This is a genomic window from Anaerocolumna sp. MB42-C2, from assembly GCF_030913705.1.
GTDB lineage: Bacteria > Bacillota > Clostridia > Lachnospirales > Lachnospiraceae > Anaerocolumna.
In genome coordinates this window covers 4,541,829-4,562,214 of the sequence record NZ_CP133190.1, presented here as the reverse complement: position 1 = coordinate 4,562,214, position 20,386 = coordinate 4,541,829, and the positions used below count along the sequence as shown (strand labels likewise).

The 20,386-nt window shown below is 35.3% G+C and carries 17 protein-coding genes; 4 read left to right on the top strand and 13 right to left on the bottom strand.

Annotated elements, in window-relative coordinates:
• Positions 1-455 precede the first annotated feature (455 nt).
• A complete protein-coding gene (locus RBU59_RS20335; RefSeq protein WP_308144307.1) occupies positions 456-1,820 on the top strand; it encodes a citrate/2-methylcitrate synthase in 1,365 nt (454 codons plus the stop codon).
• Positions 1,821-1,997: 177 nt separating this feature from the next.
• Here the strand turns inward: RBU59_RS20335 and RBU59_RS20330 are convergent, their stop codons facing one another.
• The 8 genes from RBU59_RS20330 to RBU59_RS20295 all read right to left on the bottom strand — a co-directional run bounded on the left by RBU59_RS20330 (position 1,998) and on the right by RBU59_RS20295 (position 10,225).
• Entirely contained in the window at positions 1,998-2,432 is a 435-nt protein-coding gene (locus RBU59_RS20330) for a hypothetical protein (RefSeq protein WP_308144306.1), read from the bottom strand.
• 191 nt (positions 2,433-2,623) lie between these two features.
• Positions 2,624-3,853 carry a leucine-rich repeat protein gene (locus tag RBU59_RS20325; RefSeq protein ID WP_308144305.1) on the bottom strand — a complete coding sequence of 410 codons (1,230 nt, stop codon included), beginning with the start codon at positions 3,851-3,853 and terminating at the stop codon, positions 2,624-2,626.
• A gap of 146 nt (positions 3,854-3,999) precedes the next feature.
• Positions 4,000-6,114, bottom strand: coding sequence for a S8 family peptidase (locus RBU59_RS20320; RefSeq protein ID WP_308144304.1), 2,115 nt, complete (start codon positions 6,112-6,114; stop codon positions 4,000-4,002).
• 644 nt (positions 6,115-6,758) lie between these two features.
• The gene (locus RBU59_RS20315; RefSeq protein ID WP_308144303.1) at positions 6,759-7,394 is read right to left on the bottom strand and encodes a sensor histidine kinase; all 636 of its coding nucleotides are present in this window, start codon (positions 7,392-7,394) and stop codon (positions 6,759-6,761) included.
• A gap of 152 nt (positions 7,395-7,546) precedes the next feature.
• On the bottom strand, positions 7,547-8,053 hold the full coding sequence (locus RBU59_RS20310; RefSeq protein WP_308144302.1) for a hypothetical protein: 507 nt from the start codon (positions 8,051-8,053) through the stop codon (positions 7,547-7,549).
• Positions 8,034-8,306, bottom strand: coding sequence for a LytTR family DNA-binding domain-containing protein (locus tag RBU59_RS20305; protein WP_308148613.1), 273 nt, complete (start codon positions 8,304-8,306; stop codon positions 8,034-8,036). The genes RBU59_RS20310 and RBU59_RS20305 overlap by 20 nt, the downstream gene beginning before the upstream one ends.
• Before the next feature lie 5 nt (positions 8,307-8,311).
• Entirely contained in the window at positions 8,312-8,752 is a 441-nt protein-coding gene (locus tag RBU59_RS20300; RefSeq protein WP_308144301.1) for a LytR/AlgR family response regulator transcription factor, read from the bottom strand.
• Between the two features lie 501 nt (positions 8,753-9,253).
• Positions 9,254-10,225, bottom strand: a complete 972-nt coding sequence (locus tag RBU59_RS20295) for an acyltransferase family protein (protein ID WP_308144300.1) — start codon at positions 10,223-10,225, stop codon at positions 9,254-9,256.
• Positions 10,226-10,843: 618 nt separating this feature from the next.
• On the opposite strand from RBU59_RS20295, the gene RBU59_RS20290 reads away from it, so the two are divergent.
• The gene (locus tag RBU59_RS20290; RefSeq protein ID WP_308144299.1) at positions 10,844-12,148 is read left to right on the top strand and encodes a YcxB family protein; all 1,305 of its coding nucleotides are present in this window, start codon (positions 10,844-10,846) and stop codon (positions 12,146-12,148) included.
• A gap of 64 nt (positions 12,149-12,212) precedes the next feature.
• Here RBU59_RS20290 and RBU59_RS20285 read toward each other — a convergent pair whose 3' ends face one another.
• Entirely contained in the window at positions 12,213-13,157 is a 945-nt protein-coding gene (locus RBU59_RS20285) for an aldose 1-epimerase family protein (RefSeq protein ID WP_308144298.1), read from the bottom strand.
• 79 nt (positions 13,158-13,236) lie between these two features.
• On the opposite strand from RBU59_RS20285, the gene RBU59_RS20280 reads away from it, so the two are divergent.
• Complete coding sequence (locus tag RBU59_RS20280) at positions 13,237-14,514, top strand: LysM peptidoglycan-binding domain-containing protein (protein ID WP_308144297.1); 1,278 nt, start codon at positions 13,237-13,239, stop codon at positions 14,512-14,514.
• 71 nt (positions 14,515-14,585) lie between these two features.
• Here RBU59_RS20280 and RBU59_RS20275 read toward each other — a convergent pair whose 3' ends face one another.
• Positions 14,586-15,893, bottom strand: coding sequence for an alpha-L-fucosidase (locus tag RBU59_RS20275; protein ID WP_308144296.1), 1,308 nt, complete (start codon positions 15,891-15,893; stop codon positions 14,586-14,588).
• Positions 15,894-16,108: 215 nt separating this feature from the next.
• Here RBU59_RS20275 and RBU59_RS20270 point away from each other — a divergent pair, with 215 nt between their 5' ends.
• A complete protein-coding gene (locus RBU59_RS20270; RefSeq protein WP_308144295.1) occupies positions 16,109-16,924 on the top strand; it encodes an AraC family transcriptional regulator in 816 nt (271 codons plus the stop codon).
• 259 nt (positions 16,925-17,183) lie between these two features.
• On the opposite strand, the gene RBU59_RS28835 is transcribed toward RBU59_RS20270, so the two are convergent.
• The 3 genes from RBU59_RS28835 to RBU59_RS20255 form a co-directional block, all read right to left on the bottom strand.
• Complete coding sequence (locus tag RBU59_RS28835; RefSeq protein ID WP_308144294.1) at positions 17,184-17,975, bottom strand: acetyl-CoA carboxylase carboxyltransferase subunit alpha; 792 nt, start codon at positions 17,973-17,975, stop codon at positions 17,184-17,186.
• A 67-nt stretch (positions 17,976-18,042) separates the two neighbouring features.
• A complete protein-coding gene (accD, locus tag RBU59_RS28830; protein WP_308144293.1) occupies positions 18,043-18,909 on the bottom strand; it encodes an acetyl-CoA carboxylase, carboxyltransferase subunit beta in 867 nt (288 codons plus the stop codon).
• Positions 18,910-20,262 carry an acetyl-CoA carboxylase biotin carboxylase subunit gene (locus tag RBU59_RS20255; RefSeq protein ID WP_308144292.1) on the bottom strand — a complete coding sequence of 451 codons (1,353 nt, stop codon included), beginning with the start codon at positions 20,260-20,262 and terminating at the stop codon, positions 18,910-18,912.
• Positions 20,263-20,386 lie beyond the last annotated feature (124 nt).

Sequence of the window (20,386 nt, the reverse complement as noted above, 5' to 3'; positions counted from 1 at the left end):
ATATTATTTACAAAAACTCTTTTAATATATATCCCTAAGATTACTATTTCTTAGTTATTTCTATCATAATTGCTTTTCTTAAAAAAAGCAATCCTAAACTACCTTCAAACTATGTATTATTATAATAATTATATTATAAACTGATTCATATCTAAACAATTTTAAAAGTTACGATATATTTAATCTCCATAAGTTCACGGTATGATACTAAATCTATAAATATAAATTTCTGTTTATTTGTTACAAACGTAAATTTTCTTGTTATTGCTTCATATTTATGCTACAATATACTTGTATACAGTAAAATCCGAAATACAACTTAATTTAATAATTACATAGTTCGTTTTAAAATTAGTGATACATATGAAAATAAATGCAGAATCTTACATGATTATTTATATTTTTGCATTTTTCATCCTTAAGTTGTAATTTTGGCCAGCAAACAGGAGGTAGTTATGAACAACAACACTTTTTCAACCATTACGCCGGAAATATTAGCTTTATCAAATTTGTGTACAAAGAATAGTGCAATTGATCCTGCTCTTTATACGAAATATGATGTAAAACGCGGTTTACGTGATGTAAGCGGTAAAGGCGTTTTAACCGGACTTACCGAGATTGCTGAAGTACGCTCCCACATTATCGTTGATGCCGAATATGTTCCCTGTGAAGGCAAATTATTCTACCGTGGTATTGACGTTGAACAGATTGTAGATGGATTTATTAAGGAAAACCGTTATGGTTTTGAAGAAACTACTTATCTTCTTTTATTTGGTGAAATGCCAAATAATGAAGAACTTAAGAATTTTAAAAAATTATTGGGAGAATACCGCTCCTTACCTACATCCTTTGTCCGTGATATTATTATGAAAGCTCCAAGCCGTGATATGATGAATACACTGGCGCGAAGTGTACTAACTTTATATTCCTATGATGATATGGCTGAGGATATCACGATACCCAATGTAATGAGACAGTCCCTCCAGCTGATTTCCTTATTTCCGCTGCTGTCCGTATACGGATACCAGGCATACCGCCATTATCATGACGGACAGAGCTTATATATCCATACACCGGACCCGAACCTTTCTACAGCTGAATTGATTCTTCATCTGTTAAGGCCGGACAGTAAATATACTCCTCTGGAAGCCAAAATCTTAGATGTAGCTTTAGTATTACATGCAGAACATGGCGGCGGTAATAATTCTACCTTTACAACCCATGTGGTAACTTCCACGGGTACAGATACCTATTCTTCTGTTGCAGCTTCCTTAGGTTCCTTAAAAGGACCAAAACACGGCGGCGCCAACATTAAAGTTGTCCAAATGTTTGAGGACATGAAAAAGAACCTTAAAAATTGGGACGATGAAGATGAAGTACGTGCTTACCTGGCAGCCCTGCTTCATAAAGAAGCCTTTGATAAGGCCGGCCTTATCTATGGTATGGGGCATGCCGTATATTCTATTTCCGACCCAAGAGCCAATATCTTTAAGGGTTTTGTTAAGAAGCTTTCGGAAGAAAAGGGAAGAAATGATGAATTTAAACTATATAACTTAGTTGAAAACCTTGCACCGGAAGTGATTGCCAAAGAACGTAAAATCTATAAGGGAGTCAGTGCCAACGTAGACTTCTACAGCGGTTTTGTTTACAGCATGTTGGATCTTCCACTGGAATTATATACTCCGATCTTTGCAATCGCCAGAATCTCCGGATGGAGTGCCCACCGTATTGAAGAGTTGATTAATGCAAGTAAGATCATACGTCCTGCGTATAAGAATGTTGCAAAACATAAAGAATATGTGCCGATTCAGGAGAGATAAAATAAAATAAGCCTATGGATAACTACAGTTTTCCATAGGTCTATTTATTTATTAAGTGACATTTGGCTTATTTTATTAGATATCATAAAGGTTGATAAGAAGCACCTCAATTTTCGGCTTGGTTTTACCTGTTTAAGATTCAAGCGACCCTGATATTGGAAGCTGCTTTCCTTTAATTTACTTATCATAAACATTGTATGATATTAAATACACACCATCCTTACTGCTAACATCTACATTCTGATTAGCAGCCTTTGATAGAAATATATTTTGCTCTTCTACTGATTTTGAATAATAATCCAACTCTAACAGCTGTTCGGGCGTTAACACAATAGCATCTTCGGATTCATCCAATATTTTATCATATTTTGAGATTACAGAAATATTATCTTTTTTTAGTCTATTCGTAAGCCCTACAAATTGTAAGCGTGTCATTTCAGCATCGGTTCCAATAACCGTAATATTATTATCTGACAATAAACTTGAAAATGAATCCTCTTTTTGTTCATTCGCGACACTCTCTGCCATAGTGACATACATATATGTGGAAAATGTCAGGACCATGATAACTGCTGCCGTTAATGCTAGTTTTAATTTTATGTTTTTGCTCATATTAAATACTTGTATAATGAATTTAGATTATAGTAATATACATTATACATTTTCCTTTCCATATTTATTAACTATTTTTTAATAGGTATTATCCGCCCTGGATTAATATAGTGATCTTTATTTTCTGTTTCAGATCTTATTTCAAATCTTTCCTGTTTTTAAGTTACTTACTTTTATCACATTAACTTTATCTACTTCACTGTCACAACACATTGATAACTTTTACCATAAAGAGTGGCTGTAATGGTGGCTTTCCCTTTCTTTTTGGCTGTAATTTTTCCATTTGCATCAACTGTTGCAACTGATTTGTTGCCTGACTTCCAGGAACATAGTGCCCGGCTGTTCATTTTTAACGAATAAGCTTCTCCTGTTTTTAATGTCTTTTTCGTCATAGCTAACGCAAGCTTCTTAAAAGGTATTTTATTTTTCTTGGCATAAGTTTGGATATAAGACTTATCCTGTCCGTAAAATATTAAATTAGGACAATCTGAAAAAGCTTTATTACCATAATATTCAACACTTTTCACTTTATTTGATATTGTTACATATTTTAAACTTTTACAACTCTGGAAAGCTGTATCCTCTATTTTAGTTACAGGATAGGGAATCGTGATACTAGCTAGTTTTTTACAATTTTTAAAAGTCCAGCTTTTAATCACCTTTATCGAATTTGATAATCTTATATTTTTTAAACTAGTGCAGTTCTCAAAAACCTCTTCGCCGATTGATTTTACACTATCCGTCATCTTAACTGTCACCAAATTTCTACAGTCTGCAAATGCTACATCCCCAATACTTTCAACGGAATCCGGAATACTTACTGAGATTATTTCTTTGTTAAAACTAAATGCATACCCAACAATAGTGGTAACTGTATCAGGTATAGTAACATCTCCTTTACAACCTCTTCCGTCGATTAAGTTACCATTAATGATGACTATCGGATTTTCTTCACACTTTTTAGCAAGCCATGGTGTACCTGCAAAAGCATAATCACCGATTGAGGATACCCCATCCAGGGACGATATTTCAATCAGGTTTTCGCAGTCCCCAAATGCCGAACTTCCAATGTTAGTAACAGAGTCCGACATTTTTACACTTTTTAGCATTCTACAGCCATAAAAGGCCTCTTTCTCAATTGAAATAACGGTATCCGATAGGGTTATACTTGTTATACACTGGCTGTCTTCAATACTAAAATCCTCTTCAAATGCTCTTTTACCAATAGATACAACTCCGTCCGGTACGACCACGTCCCCTCCCTCACCAGCATACCTTTCAAGCACTCCGTCTTTAATAACAAATTCTTTTTCATTGATAGTCTGTTCGGCTGCCTGAGTATTTATAATCGTTGGAATACTTATCATTTGTATTACAACTACTGAAAAAACAATACTTACAATCATTTTTAACTTATTCATTTTAGTCTCCTTGTTTGACTCTGTAATATTTATATTTAAATTTATGGCTATGAGAGTGTCTAAAAGTTTCAATTAACATATACTTTAGACACTCTCATTATTTTATTTATCCCGGATATATCTTATCTTGTTATTTATATAACAGGTTACCTGTAAAAATTCATCCGATCGAATGCATCACTATGGTCATTATAATAGTCTTCATCAATATCCTCAGCATATTCACTATACCTGCCAACATGGAATTCCTGCTTCTTTTTATCATATGCTTCTTCTGCAACTGTATAAAAGTCAGAGATATCACCGGATTCAAATCTTTTGATGTGTGCTACCACCTTACTTGCCATTTTTTGTGCACATTTATGCCTATTTGATATGTTATACCAATCATCAGCACCTAAACCATGACTAATATAATTCCCATCCTTGTCATATGTACTGTGGGCAAAAAGATTCGTAACAGAATGCAGTGCCATTCCATATACAAACAATGCTTTATTTTTGTCGTTTACCGTATTCCCTTTAAGCAACGTCTTCCATGAATTACCATTCAGTCCGGATTCTGTAAGGTAGTCATCTATACCATCTTGATCATCACTTGAGATATAACATGACGGATCAACCTGATCCATGCCGTTATACAGTCCAACCGCTTTATCTGTTAAATAAATATAAGAAGCCATATAATTGGATTTATATTCTCTTCCTACCTGCTTGCTCGTAAAACCATGGAACTGCGGGAATTCGTTAAAACCATCTACACCATAATCAGTATCATCATTTGCAACCGCTCCCAGTTTTACTACTCTTAACCCCGCAGCTGATAGTGGCTTATGCGAATCATAACTATCCTCACCGGCTAACTCTTTATGTCTCTTTGAATCCCAGCTTCCTTCCACATAATCAACATCATCAAAGGTTATAACCTCACTGGTATTATTCAGAAGTTCACCATTTTCCTGGGATTCTTGGACTATATTATCCAGTGGTTTATCTTCCGTATATACCGCTTTGAAAGCATTGTATTGTTCCAATGCATAGGCTAAATCAATCAAACCATATCCATATTCATCCTTATCGCCGTACAGATTAGCACTGATATCCAATAATTTTCGTATAAAATCACTGGAACACGATAAATCTTTCTGCCACAGAATGGATGCGACTCCGGTAACATGGGGGGCTGCCATACTGGTACCTGAGGATACCAGGATACCGCCAAAATCTCCGGTTGATAAAATCTGTTCCCCGGGTGCCATTAATTCCAGATCATCACCGGTTGCACTGCCCTCACTGCGTTCTCCTTTACTGTTCACCGCTCCAACAGCGATTACCTCATCATATGCCGCCGGATATTCTATCGTTCCGTTATTGCCTGCGGCGGCAATTATTAATATTCCTGCATCATATGCATCCTGGATTGCCTGCTTTAATGCGGCGGATTTCTTGGTGGTACCAAAACTGATATTGATAATATTAACATCATTATCAATAGCCCAGTATATAGCTTCCACTACCCGGCTGACAGGTGCCGAATTGTTCCGGTCCAGGACTTTGGCAGAGTATAATTCCACATTAGGATTAATACCCGTAATGCCGATATCATTCTCTTTGGCAGCTATGATACCTGCTACACTAGTACCATGTCCACAGCCGTCTTCGTATATTATGGATACCTCATCCTCACCCGGTATAAAGTTTTTTCTCATATAGACATCAACATCTTCCGTATAATCTACTCCGGAATCTATGATTGCTACTTTTACTTTGGAATCTGTATCCAATTCTACAGCAGGGCCTGTAGTTACCTCTAATGCAGGACCAGACACTACTGCTTGCGGCAGGAATGAAGCAGGCTGTTGTTCTTCCTGCAAATATTCATCAATATTGTCGGCTTTAATTACCTGCATATTCCACTCTGCATCAGAATCTTCCGACGATTGGATAGAGACTCTTTTCTCCTGCTCTTCTTTGGTATAGGAATCCATTATAGGATAGCTGTCCGTCTCACTGCCATAAACATATCCGTCTTCCTCCACTACTAATACATCATCTTCCAGTCGCATCTTATCCGCTTCCTGTTGATTCATATTAATAGTTTCTACATCATGGCCTGAGCCGTCTTCAGAAATTACAATATAAGGTTTTGCCCTATTTACTTCATCTTTTGCTGCAAAAGCCTTAAATGGTACTATGATAGAGCTACAAATTAAACTACTTATTACAACTAATGATATAAAATATTTCTTATTTCTTCTCATTTGTTCCCCTCCTGATTATCAGAGCTTCCCAATCCGGTATATTACAAAAGAATACACAGACTGAGAGTTTAAATGTTAGAATCATCAGTTTTAATAATGTATAAAGTTTTTAATTTTAATGAGCAATATCTTTCCGGTCTTTCTATACATCAATTTAAGACTGATTTATGGACATTTATAATGTTCCGTTGGCACAGCTCAAAATAACCCCTATCTAAGCCAATGTAACAACCAGGCAAATAAAACTTATTCTTAACAGCCGTTTTATCCCCAAAAGTATTGCCTTCTTCCAGTCTTTCAGTTATATTTAATAAGTTCAGGCTAACGGATAATAAAAATAATAGCTATCCATATCTTATATAACTGTTCATAATCTGCTTTTCAGTTATTCCAGCAATTATTCTTTCCATATATTTCAATGCTGTTCCCTCCTTTCACTTAAAATCTTTTGGTAATCAAATACTATCATAAAAACCGGCTGCTTGCCGCAAGTTGTAGTAACTAGTACGATTTTTGTAGTGAACGATATTTTTCTACAAATACTTCGTATTTTTTCGTATTTATTTCCGACATGAACTTTTCAATAAATATAGTTTACACCATCTTGATAACAGTATAAATTTTCCACTTGTTACTATCTACACCTAAACAAACAATAATGCCATAACACTAAAAATATTTTCCGTATGTTCAAATGATAACAGCCCATGGTATTTTTCTACCGTATTCCTTACATTAAAAAGCCCTATGCCATGGTTTTCCTTATCCTCTTTCGTGGTTTGAATTTGATCCCTCTGATATATTATTCTGTCCGCATACGGGTTCTTAATCTCTATCAGTAGCCTGCTCTTATCGTACCGTATGATCACTCCTATATTCCTTTCATCTTTATCCAGTTTATCACAGGCACTTATAGCATTATCTAAAAGATTTCCTAAAATAACTGTCATATCAAAGGAAGTTATGTCCAAATGTTCCGGTATGTTTAATTCCAAATCCATCCTGATACCCTTTCTTTCAGCCTCCTGAAGTTTAAAATTCAGAATACTGTCAACTATAAGATTTCCAGAACAGGCATACTCTGCATTTAATGCCCTGGCATCCATTAATTCAGATAAATATTCCTTTAACTTATCTTTATTATCCGATAAAGAATAGAGAATAGAAATGTGGTTCATCATATCATGGCGGAGGGATTTAGTATTTAATAATGCGGTTTTCATAAGCTCAAACTGCTGTTCATAATAATGATTCTGCTGCTTCAGCTTTTCTTTTGCCATTTTTTCTTCCAGACGAATAACAATGGAATCATATAAATAAAAGGTTGCTGTATTGATAAACAGCAATAAAATGATACAGGTAAGCAGCTGCCTGATATTTAATCCGCCGGTATAAAAGAGCATAACTGTAATGTATAAGGATGAGGATGGTATCAGGAATATGGCCAGCCAGTAAGTTGTGGGAATAACGCCCCTCTTTTAATATTCTTAAAGTTCTCAAGGACCAATACCGTCATATAGGTTAATACCTGGGTGCAAACTGTTCCGTAAACGGAAACATAATTGTTTTGGGTAAAAATTGAATATTCCATATAACCTGTCAGCAATAGTGAAATAGATTCCGTACATAATAAGACAAGATAAATAAGTGATACGGACAGAACTCTCTTTTTTATATCAGTACGATAATTGAATGACAACAGGGTTAATGCCATCAGATTACATATCAATGTAATCACAGGTACAGTGATAAGAAGATAAACTGTTGTAATACATAGATAATAACCCATGTAAGCCAGCCTTTCCCTGTATTTATTGATTTTTTCCCTGTCAAAGAAGACTCCCATAAACCTGAATATTATATAGGTCTGGAATAAATTCATAATGATATAAACATAATAATAAATTCTCTCCTCCACTTTATTTGCCTTCTTTCTCATATTTTATCTGCAATTCTAATACCTCTCTTCGCCTTTGCTGGCTGATTGGAAGAATAACTCCGTTTGACATGGTTAATTCTTTATGTCCGAATGCTATGATATGGGAGTAATTTACCAGATAAGATTTATGGATATAGAGAAAACGATATTTCTCCACTTCACGAAATACTTCTTCCAAACTTCCATAAAAATTAATATCCGTTTTGGTTGTGATTATTTTAACCTGCCTGCCTACAGCTTCAAAATATAAAATATCTTTTATTTCAATCTTATATGTATTATGGCCTTGTTTGTAGGAGAAAACTTTTTAAGCCGTCCCGCAAGCTCCATGGCCTTTTCTATATCCTTAATTATTTTTTCCCGTTCAATTGGTTTATGTATAAAATGCATAGGCCTTACTTCAAACAACTCCAGATAATAATTATCTTTTCCTGAAATATATACTATTTGTACAGTTTCATTTTTCATTCCCTCCCGAATTATTTTTCCGACTTGAACACCGTTCATATTTTTTAATTCAATATCTAAGAATATCAAATCAAACTCTTCCCCATTTTTCATAAAATGGCACAGTTCCTCCCCTGAAGTAAATACTTCCATTTCAATTTCCTCTAAACACATTTTACGGTAATCCAATATTATCTGTTCAATTTCTGAACAGATGATAGTTTCATCGTCACATATAGCAATACGGAACATCCCCCTCATCCCTCTTTCTATAAAGTATAATTATTATTTTCCCCTATTCATCTTAGCTGCCTTGGCTAATTTTATTTTAACATATAATTTCCAATTTGTGTAATTCTATTATAACAGCTGATATTTCAAATAAATAATTAATACTTTTTACATGAGATGCAAATGTTGTTAAATAACACCCAGAATAAATACCTCCTGTCTTAATTCTTAAAGTTTTTTCATTTTAACTTAAAAAGTATAACATTAAATTGATTTGTATGCCTTAAGATGTAGTAACTAATACGATTTTTGTAGTAAATAATACGATGCCTTTTTCTATAAGGGTAAGGATAATGGTAAGGGCAAGAAGGTAAGGACAAAATAGACATAAGAAAAATCTGTATAGGCAACACAGCCAGGTCTGTATAGCTGCAAGGAGACATTCTATTTTCATTGATACTACAAACAAAAAACCTCCATAACAGACATTTGCCTATTATGGAGATTATAATCCCTTAACTTTTAATACCAGCTAAGTAATTTTTCAATTGGTACTGACGATATCTTTCTAATCAACATATCAAAAGGTTTTAATGACAAAATAAAGGTAAGAATAATAGCCAACAGCAATATGAAAAGCATTTCAATCACGGTATCTACAGTATCATATAAGTTTGTGCGGTATTGTATAAATTTATAGATTAGACCATGAAGTAAATAAATACTCATGGTTCTTTGCCCCAGATAGGTAAACCAGTGTTTATTTCTGGGAATGACAACCGCAATCAGATAAATCAGAACAGTTGAAAATACATAAACCAACGACCGATATAGCCATCCCCATTGTAATAAATCAGATTTTACATAAGAGTATTTCATTATTAAAACGTCGAAATCAATGTAATCACTATTAAAATACAAAATAACAAATATTAGTGTAAGCACAATACCGGCACCTATTTTTATATACTTTCTATCGGCGAATTTCATGAACTTCTCCTTATTGAAAGTATAACCTAATATAAAAAACGGTAAATATGTAATGGTTCTGCCGATTGCTCCAAATGCTCCAATTACAGTAACATATCCGGCCAGCACTGCCACTATATAGGAGATTGCTAGTATTCCTTTTATTTTAATTATTCTGTCAATAATCAATCTCCAGCAGAACAGGGAAAGCATAAACCATAAAGTGAAATAGGGTTGTAATAATTCTAAATCACTTTCCCTGCCTATATAATACAAGAACAAAAAATAAATAATCTGGAAAATAAAATAAGGTATCAGTAAAGTCTTGATTAATTTAACTAAGTTGTTTTTTTTTGAAAAGTAGGCTGATATAAATGCAAAAGCAGGCATATGAAAGCCGTAAATCGTGATAACCAGGAATTCCATTAAATGATTTTTATAAATAAATGCACCTGCAAAATGTCCGATTACTACCAGAAGGATCAAGAGTCCTCTGTAGTTGTCAAAATAACTGTCTCTGTTCATAATTACTCCATAAAGTAAGAATTTTAAAATACTTTAATTCGATAGCTGTATATAATAAACAATAAAGAAATTTAAATTTTAAATAATGTGAAAAAGAGTCTGGCTCGCCAGACTCTAGCGCTGACGCACTGTCACGACAGTGACATCTTCCTTAAGTGCGTCATGTGCATCCTGCCCGGAGGGCTTTTTGTGCAATAGGACGCACTTTCCTATTGCACAAAAAATATTTTATTCAAAATACAGAGAGAAGTCAACTGAAAAATAAAGGAGAAATAAAGTAAATAATGGAACCCTTGTTTCTCTCTTTCTATTAGTTTATATCAGTTATTTATCAGTTTTCTATCATACTTTTGTAATCTTATCATTTAGTTTATGATAAGTTATCTATTATACAGAAACGGGTGTTTTAAAGTACCTGTGAATAGAATAACTTTCCTCTATTCACAAAGCTTAAAAATCCCATTTACTCAATCATTAACTGAAAATATTCTATATTACAAAAAATTTAGATTTAATATATCATTTTTTTATACTTATAGATTAAAAAGGATAGAACTTTTTATCTATTCGTGGTAAGATAATTAAATGTTGGTTATTTCATACAAGGAGATAAAAGTTATGAAGAATAAATTAATGAGCCGGTTTCTTATAACCGTAATTATAGTAATGGCTGTTTACCCATCCTTTCAGGTACAAGCCAAGGTGCAGGAGTTTTCTGAACTATATCTTTCGTTAAATCTGCCGGAAGATACCGTTGTATTAACGAAAGATACACCGGATACGGATGCTAAGTGGAACGAAGCAGGAATAACCGATCCTAAAAGTGAGAAAAGTAATTTTAGTAAAATGGGAGTTAGGGCTGTATTATATGATCCCAATACCAAAACAACCGTCAGGCTGCTGCAGAAATACTCTAATCAGACAAAAGATATTTTTAATTTATCATTGTTATCTAAAGATAAATTAACAGATTTTTTGAACGAACTCGGTACTTCAAATGATAAGAGTGCAAAGATGGAGATTACAGAGTATCCTCACAAGGAAGCAACTTTTTTTCGGTATAGTATTGAGATGACTCAGAATGGTGCACCCCTGACTGAAATCATCTATGGAACAATTGTAAACGGCTCAACTATTACCTTTGATACCTTTAAGAATAGCAGTATTGATACGGTAGACGAAACTTTTGTTAAGGAGTTGGTGGCAGGTACCCACTTTACGAAATTCTTTGATAAAGCGGAAATAGAAAAGCAGGAAAAAGCATCTACCTTTCGTTTACTATTAAGTCTTGTTATCCTGACAGTAATTATTGTGATTTGGATTTTCCTGGTTAAAAAGAAAAACAAGAAGAAAAAATTATTAAAAGATAAGAAGACGGAAGCACTGACTAAGTTTTATATAGAACAAAAGCAAAAAGAAGAACAAAATTTGAAAGACACCATACTGTATGTTAACCGAACCGAATACACAGAGGAAGTTTTTAAAGATTATTTCCACTTTAATGAAATTATCAAGAGATTAAAAACCTGGATTATTATGGGTGTATCCTTTTTTGTAATATTAATGTTTTTATACACCTCCGGACCCGGTGTGCTGGGTTGCGCCATAGCACTTATTCTTTTATTCGTATTTATCTATTATCAGGGAATCCGAATTGAGAAATTAGTAGGTGCAATGAAGAAAATATATGATAAGAACAAAAGTAAGGAAGCGGTATTTACATTTTATGAGGATTATTTCACTCTATCCGGTATCCAATATATCTCAAAATATCCATATATGCAAATAACCGAAATCAAAGAATATAAAAATTATATCTATATTTATATTGGCCCGGAAAAAGCATTCTATCTTAAAAAAGATGGCTTTGAACAAAACCTTTCGGATTTTACTAAATTTATAAAGCAACAGGCGTTTCAATAATTTATTCTATATGTAAGTAATACTTTCAGGTAACCGGTAATAACAACCGGTTACCTGAATTACTTTATAGTATTGCAATACTCCAGGTATTCGTATATGAGAGACCGGCCTCCAGGCTGATAAGATCTTTCTGTTTCGTTATATCTTCTGTTATTCCCTCTCTGGACGGTAAGGAGGTCCATGGTTCAATACATACATAATTAACTTTTATTTTAGGCTTATGCCAGATTCCCAGATATTTCATCTGTGGATATGATACGACAACCCCTTTTCTTCCCAGGTCCGATGTCAGAGTAATACTTTTACTCATTTTTTTTAGGATTATAACATCATTATTAAAAAGCTCATGCTTTAAATCCAGATATTTATTCTCTCTTAATGAAAATGGTTTATCGATTCCGTTAACAAAATTATTTTCCGAAATTCCCACCCTCATCAAATCTTTTTTATCATAAAATTCCATGTAATAATCTTCAAACTGAAGGAAATCTTCTATTGGAACTCGAAATTCAGGATGTCCGCCTAGTCCAAAATACATGGTTTTATCATCTTGATTAATAACTTCATACTTAATATATAACTTTTTCCCATCCAATTTGTAACGAACAAGATAAGAAAACATAAAAGGATACATCTTCCTTGTTTCTGTATTATTGCTCATAAAAAAAACTATCGTTTCTTTCGTATAATAAATTACCTTGAGCTCACTGCCTTTTACAAATCCGTGAATCGGCATCTCATAATACTTACCGTTATAATAATACTTACCCTCTGTTAATCTTGCAACATAGGGGAAAATATTAGGTGCTTTGTCAGGCCCTGTATTCTCATCGCCCTGCCATAAATATTCTGTGCCATCTCTTTCAAGAATTGACTGTAGTTTTGCTCCCCTGGTTGATATAGTAATACTTAAAATCTCATTTTCAATCGTATAATTCATATTAATGCCCATGCCTTTCTCACAACCTGCTAACTTTGAGCCGCAGGCACCCTCTCTCAAATAATTCATTCGTTAACTAATCGCTTACTTAATAATATGTAGTATCATCACTTCATATAATAGAATAAATGATTAATTGAGGTTTATTATGGAGATATATGTGGTACAACAAGGGGATACGATTTATTCAATCGCTTTAAAATTTGGTATATCAGTAGAAAAATTAATAGTTGATAATGGTATAGAAGATCCCTATCACCTTATAGTCGGCCAAACCTTGGTTATAACATATCCTGCACAGGTTTATACCGTTCAAGAAGGTGATACCTTAGCAGGTATTTCAGAGGCTTATAATGTTACTGTTCTGCAGTTACTAAGAAATAACCCGGATCTTGCTAATGAACAGTTTATTTATCCCGGCGAAACTTTAGTCATAAGCTATAATAACAATCTCGGCAGTGTATGGGTAGCCGGTTATACTTATCCTTTTATAAATGAAGAAATACTTAAGAAAACCTTACCCTGTCTGACTTATCTGCTTATATTTAATTACCGTATAACTGATAATGGTGAGCTTATCGGAAGTAATGATGATATTTCTGTAATCCAGACAGCAAATTTATATGGTAGTGCTACTACTTTGGTAGTAACAACCTATTCTCAAACCGGAAACATAGATTTAGAGTTTGAATATGAAGTGCTGTTGAACCAGCAAATTCAAGATACGATTATTGAAAACCTTTTGAATATATTAAAAGCAAAGGGTTATAACGGAGTAAATTTGGCGTTTCAATTCATTAATTCAATTAATCAGGGACTTTATTTAAACTTTTTAACAAATGTGTTAAGTCGTCTTCATCAAGAGGGCTATTCCGTATTTTTGACACTCAACCCGGGATTAAAATATAATGGAGTTGATATAACATTCGAAAAAATTAATTATACTGAGCTCAGTAACGTTTCCGATGGACTCCTGTTTTTATCTTATGACTGGGGTTTTACTGAACGGTCTCCCGCTCAATTTTCGATTATAACAACAAATGAATTATTAGATTATATCGTTACCCAGGTTCCTCTTGATAAGATAAGAATAGGACTGCCTACATTGGGTTACGACTGGCCGTTACCATATATACCAGGCTCAACAAGAGCTAATGCCCTTAATTATGATTCCGTCCTTGCATTAGCTTACCAAGTAAACGCTGTCATTAACTACGATGAATCCACTTTATCCGCATATTTTGAATATATCGACAATTTGAACCAGCCGCATATTGTATGGTTTAAGGATGCCAGAAGCATTAATACCTCTCTTCAAATCCTGAAAAGCTATGGTATAGAGGGTATTGGTATCTGGAATATAATGTATTACTTCTCGGAAATGTGGCTTGTACTCAATACCCAATATGAAATTATTAAAGTATAAAAGTTATATTCGTTGACATTACGCGGATAGCGGCAATCTGTTTCTGCCGCTATCCGTATTTGTGATGAAACTTATAACAATTCTAATTCCAACACAGTATCTCTTTCATCATAAAGTCCTGCAATATCTAATTCAACATAGGCATCCTCAGGATAATCTTCTCCATTCCAGGGACGTGTGAGTTTAAGTTCCGCTCCATCTTCTAAAATGCGTGCTTTTTTTAATTTTCCTTCTAATCCCTCCAAACGGAATCCACCAACACGCCTGTCATAGATATGGGCATAAAGCATTTTTCCATTCTGAGTATAGCGGCCCCATTCCGGTTTACTGAATTCACTTATTCCGCAGCCATAGATACCGTCACCGTTGACCCTCATCCATTCGCCGATTTCTTTTAAGATTCTGATACTGTCTTTCGGAAATTCTCCTTTTGCATTGGGTCCAACATTAATCAGCATGTTGCCGTTTTTGCTGACACATTCTACCAGCATATGCAGAACATTTTCGGTCGTTTTATAATCCCAGGGTTTATTTTTGGCATAACCCCAGTTTTCATTTAAAGTAAGACATAATTCCCAGGGCACCGGACGTCCCAGAGTATCTAATTCGCCTGTCGCCGGCATCATACATTCCGGTGAAACAAAATCTCCCGAATGCAGGTCCGGTTCTTCTTTTCTGGCATCTCCGCCCAGGCGGTTATCAATAATAATATCCGGCTGAAGAGAGCGGATCATTTTAACCAGATCTGTTGCCCTCCAGGTTTCCCCTGACATATGTTCAAATTCCGTACCGGAAAGTCTGTCATTATCATAGGAAAAATCAAACCAGATAACATCAATCTTCCCATAGTTCGTTAACAATTCTCTGACTTGATTATGGAAATAACTAATATAGTTCTCCCAGTTATGTTTTATATCTTTAAATTCCTCGTTATCCCGCATAGGATGCTGTCTGTCGCCATAATGAGGATAATCCGGATGATGCCAGTCTAACAGAGAATAGTAGAAGCCGATTTTAATTCCCTCTTCTCTGAAAGCATCCACATATTCTTTTACCAGATCCCTGCCGCATTTTGTATTGGTACTCTTAAAATCTGTATACTGGGAATCAAACAGGCAAAATCCATCATGATGTTTCGTTGTCAGCACCGCATATTTCATCCCTGCTTCTTTCGCATATTTTGCCCATTCCTTAGGATTATACCGAACCGGGTTAAATTCCTCAAAATACTTATTATATTCTTCGGTACTGATTTTTTCCGTACTTTTTACCCACTCACCCCTGGCAGGTATAGCATATAATCCCCAGTGTATGAACATACCAAAACGTGCCTCACGGAACCATTCCGTTCTTTTTTCTCTTTCCTCATATCCTGTCATACTATCTTCTCCTCTCGCTTTACTGTGTTTCAGCCGGATAATTACAAAACTAACTTACTGCTTCCAATACCGTAACACTAATAAAATTACAGAACTGTTTACCATAATACTTCTCGTTGACAAGAATAGTTTAACATCGTTATAATAAATATGTAATACAAAATTCAAACGAAAAGTTGAAAAAAATTAACTATATTTTCTTAAAGGAGCTGTCAATGGATATTAACTATTCTAAGTATTTTTCCAATCTCTATATCGATTATTATTATGGCAGTTATACCCATTGCGGACCGAACTGGAAAGAAAATAATATCCTGTGCCCTTTTTGCAAAATTTATTATATAACCGACGGAGAATGTGAAATAAAAATTGAGGATACGGTTTATCAGGGGATTAAAGGAAGAATGTTTTTTATTCCCTCCCAGACAAAACATTCCTTTTATCATATTAATGATAATTACATAATTAAATACTGGTTGCACTTTGAAATAAAGGCCTGGGACGATCAGTTATTTAAGAACCTGGGATTACCTTACTATATCGATGTAAAAGAGGATGATCAAATCATTTCCCATTTTGACGATATTTTTAAACAGGCTAAGGAAAATTCACTTGCTTCTGCTTTTCGTTTAAAAGCAGGGATATTATCTCTTCTATCGGATTACATAGCCTTAGCTGACCAGAAACATATTTCCATAAGAGAAGAAAATCATTCCGAATTTTATTCCGTTATTTCCTATATCAATGATCATTTACAGAATAAACTTACCATCGATGATTTATCCGATAGGATGCATATGCATCCAAATTATTTTATCCGTTTATTTAAAAACAGGATGGGGACTACGCCTCTTAATTATATTAATAAGCTCCGGATGGAGCGTGCCAAATCCTTGTTGGAAAATACCAATCTTCCTATATCGGAAATTATGTTTCAGGTTGGTTTTGAAGATTTAAGTTCCTTTTCTAACTTTTTTAAGCATTATTCCGGGTATAATCCCAAAATATTCCGAAAAACCTTTGGGAAGTAAAATAAGCAGTATACCAAAGGAGCTGCTGCAAAATTAAAATTTATCTTACTCAAGAAAAAATAATGAGATTACAGACCTGAGTTTGATAAGTTTATCCTTTTACAACAGCCCCTTTTAGCATACACAACAGACTCTAGAGCTGACGCGCTGTCACTTTAGTGACTCTTTACCTCTGGCGCGTCATGCGCATCCTGCCCGGTAGGGCTTTTTATTTCATAGGGAAGTTCCGAGAACTTCCCTATGAAATAAAAATAGATTATTACATATTTCGGAATCTTTCATAACGTTCTGTTACGATTTCATCCTTTGTTTTTTCCCTGAACCGATTGATAAAATCAATAATTCCGGTTCGTATCTGACAGGCAACCGTATCCATGTTGTCCACACATAATGGTTCTTCTTCCGGAATCACCTGTTCAACTATTTTAAGTTCCTGTAAATCTGAAGCCGTAATCTTCATAACCTCAGCAGCTTCATTGGCTCTTTTACTGTCTTTCCAAAGGATGGAAGCAAATCCCTCCGGCGATAAAATAGAATAGGTTGAATTCTCTAACATCCATACTTCATTCGCTACTCCAAGAGCTAAAGCCCCACCGCTGCCGCCTTCCCCAATAACAATGGACAAGATGGGCACTTTAATTCCTGACATATCATAAAGGTTTCTTGCAATAGCTTCTCCCTGTCCTCTCTCTTCTGCTTCTATACCGCAATAAGCGCCGGGAGTATCAATAAAACAGATAATAGGCCGGTTAAATTTCTCCGCCTGCTTCATTAAACGCAATGCTTTCCGATAACCATCCGGATTGGGCATTCCATAATTTCTTTTCATATTTTGCTTAATACTTCGACCTTTTTGCTGTCCGATAACGGTTACCGTTATTTCATCAATGGTTGCAAGTCCTGCAACGATTGCACCATCATCACGGCAGACACGGTCTCCATGCAGTTCCATGAATTTATTAAATATAGCACTAATGAAATCCAGGGTTGTAGGTCTCTCTGTACTTCTGGCTAATTGTACCCGGTCCCACGCAGTTAAATCTGCTGACATAATTTCATCTCCCAACCTAAACTTTTTGTTTTCACGTGACAATTCAGTCACCTGAGGTTATGAATAATTAACTCTTCACTAGCATTGATAACGTTTGTTTTAATTTATTACGTTTTACTATTTTATCAACAAATCCGTGTTCAAGTAAAAATTCTGCTCTTTGGAATCCCTCCGGTAAACGCTGTCCGATGGTTTGTTCGATTACCCTAGGTCCTGCAAATCCGATTAAAGCTCCGGGTTCCGCTAAAATCACATCACCTAACATAGCGAAACTGGCCATAACACCTCCGGTGGTGGGATCCGTTAACACTGATACATATAAAAGCCCTGCTTCATCATGTTTCTTAAGAGCCTGGGAGGTTTTAGCCATCTGCATTAAAGATATAATGCCCTCCTGCATTCTTGCACCACCCGAACAACAGAAAAGAATAACCGGAAGCTTTTGTTTCGTTGCTCTTTCAATCATTCTGGTAATTTTTTCACCAACCACTTCACCCATACTTCCCATCAGGAAATTGGATGCCATCACACCTATAGCAACTTTTGTATCATCAATTTTACCTTCTCCGGTGATAACTGCCTCATCCAGATTCGTTACCACTTTCATTAACTCCAGTTTGCTCTTATATCCCGGGAAATTAAGCGGATCACTTATGGGAAGCTCCATATCCCATTCTTCAAAGGAACCTTTATCTACGATCATACTGATTCTGGTTCGTGGACTGATACGAAAATAATTTCCGCAATTAGGACAAATATAATAATTAGCAACTACATCTTCCGTATATACAATCTCATTGCATTTATCACATTTTTCAAATAGACCGTCAGGAATTTGGGCCTCATCCAATGAATCTTTTATCTTCTCGCCAAGTTGAACATGTTTAAGTCCTGCTCCATTACTTGGATTCTTTTTAAACATTTCCTTTAGCATTTAGGCCTCCTTTTCGGATAACATTCTTTCAACGAATCCGGTATCTGTTTTACCTTTTATATAATCCTCATGATTTATAATCTGATATTGAAAATCGATATTGGTATCTATTCCTTCAATGACTAATTCACCAAGAACACCGCGCATCTTCTGGATTGCCAGTTCTCTGGTTGCATCATGTACCATAAGTTTTACAATTAAAGAATCGTAAGCTGCCGGTATACGATAACCTGTGTAAAGAGCTGAGTCAATACGTACGCCGTTACCTCCCGGCATATGAAGACTGGTAACAACACCTGGAGACGGCATAAAGTTTTTACTTGGATTTTCAGCATTTATTCTACATTCAATAGAATGTCCCTTGATTTTAACATCCTCCTGGGTGAGAGATAACTTTTCTCCGCCGGCAATTTTAATCTGCTCACGGATCAAATCAATACCGGTAACCATTTCCGTTACACCGTGTTCTACCTGAATTCTGGTATTCATCTCTATAAAATAAAAATTATTATCCTGATCCAAGATAAATTCTATGGTTCCTGCATTACAGTAAGCGGCTGCTTTTGCTGCTTTTATGGCTGTATCGCCCATAATCTTTCTTAAGTTTTCATCTATAACAAAGGATGGAGCTTCTTCAATCATCTTTTGATGTCTTCTTTGGATGGAACAATCTCTTTCTCCTAAATGTATTACGTTACCATAGTTGTCGGCCAGTATTTGAAATTCAATATGTCTTGCCTTTGGAATATACTTTTCGATGTACATGGTGTCGTCACCAAAAGAATTTTTTGCTTCCTGACTGGCAGTCTCAAAATGATGCAAAAATTCCTCTTCTGTCTGAACAATACGCATTCCCTTGCCGCCGCCGCCTGCAGAAGCTTTTATCATAACCGGATAGCCCATCTCATCGGCGATCTTTTTCCCGGCCTCTGCGGTATAAACAGGCTCTTTTGTACCCGGTACGACGGGTACGCCCGCTTCCATCATAGTTTTTCTGGCTTCGGATTTATTTCCCATTCGGTCAATTACCTCTGCTGATGGTCCGATAAAAGTAATATTGCATTTACTGCAAAGGTCGGCAAATTTACTATTTTCGGATAAAAATCCAAAACCGGGGTGGATCGCATCTGCACCGGTTGCAAGAGTAGCACTTAAGATTCGATCCATACGTAAATAACTGTCCTTAGAGGCCATTGGACCGATACATACGGTTTCATCAGCAAGTTGGGCATGCAGTGCGTCCTTATCTATATCTGAGCATATGGCAACCGTATTGATACCCATTTCTCTGCATGCCCGGATAATACGGACTGCAATCTCTCCACGGTTGGCTATTAAAACTTTTTTAATCATAGTTTACACCCATTTCATAACACATCTGCCGAAAGATGTGTTACTGCCACAAATGAAAACGGTTGAAAGAATCAACACGTGGCAGCCTTTCTGTTTCATATTTTCTTTCAACCTCCCCGCCAGG

Coding starts and splice junctions, on each gene's coding strand:
- RBU59_RS20285 (WP_308144298.1), bottom strand. CDS start 13,157: ATGAATTATTTGAGAGAGGGTGCCTGCGGCTCAAAGTTAGCAGGTTGT.
- RBU59_RS20315 (WP_308144303.1), bottom strand. CDS start 7,394: ATGGCAAAAGAAAAGCTGAAGCAGCAGAATCATTATTATGAACAGCAG.
- accD (WP_308144293.1), bottom strand. CDS start 18,909: ATGCTAAAGGAAATGTTTAAAAAGAATCCAAGTAATGGAGCAGGACTT.
- RBU59_RS20270 (WP_308144295.1), top strand. CDS start 16,109: ATGGATATTAACTATTCTAAGTATTTTTCCAATCTCTATATCGATTAT.
- RBU59_RS20275 (WP_308144296.1), bottom strand. CDS start 15,893: ATGACAGGATATGAGGAAAGAGAAAAAAGAACGGAATGGTTCCGTGAG.
- RBU59_RS20280 (WP_308144297.1), top strand. CDS start 13,237: ATGGAGATATATGTGGTACAACAAGGGGATACGATTTATTCAATCGCT.
- RBU59_RS20325 (WP_308144305.1), bottom strand. CDS start 3,853: ATGAATAAGTTAAAAATGATTGTAAGTATTGTTTTTTCAGTAGTTGTA.
- RBU59_RS20335 (WP_308144307.1), top strand. CDS start 456: ATGAACAACAACACTTTTTCAACCATTACGCCGGAAATATTAGCTTTA.
- RBU59_RS20295 (WP_308144300.1), bottom strand. CDS start 10,225: ATGAACAGAGACAGTTATTTTGACAACTACAGAGGACTCTTGATCCTT.
- RBU59_RS20310 (WP_308144302.1), bottom strand. CDS start 8,053: ATGAGAAAGAAGGCAAATAAAGTGGAGGAGAGAATTTATTATTATGTT.
- RBU59_RS20320 (WP_308144304.1), bottom strand. CDS start 6,114: ATGAGAAGAAATAAGAAATATTTTATATCATTAGTTGTAATAAGTAGT.
- RBU59_RS20300 (WP_308144301.1), bottom strand. CDS start 8,752: ATGTTCCGTATTGCTATATGTGACGATGAAACTATCATCTGTTCAGAA.
- RBU59_RS20255 (WP_308144292.1), bottom strand. CDS start 20,262: ATGATTAAAAAAGTTTTAATAGCCAACCGTGGAGAGATTGCAGTCCGT.
- RBU59_RS20290 (WP_308144299.1), top strand. CDS start 10,844: ATGAAGAATAAATTAATGAGCCGGTTTCTTATAACCGTAATTATAGTA.
- RBU59_RS28835 (WP_308144294.1), bottom strand. CDS start 17,975: ATGTCAGCAGATTTAACTGCGTGGGACCGGGTACAATTAGCCAGAAGT.
- RBU59_RS20330 (WP_308144306.1), bottom strand. CDS start 2,432: ATGAGCAAAAACATAAAATTAAAACTAGCATTAACGGCAGCAGTTATC.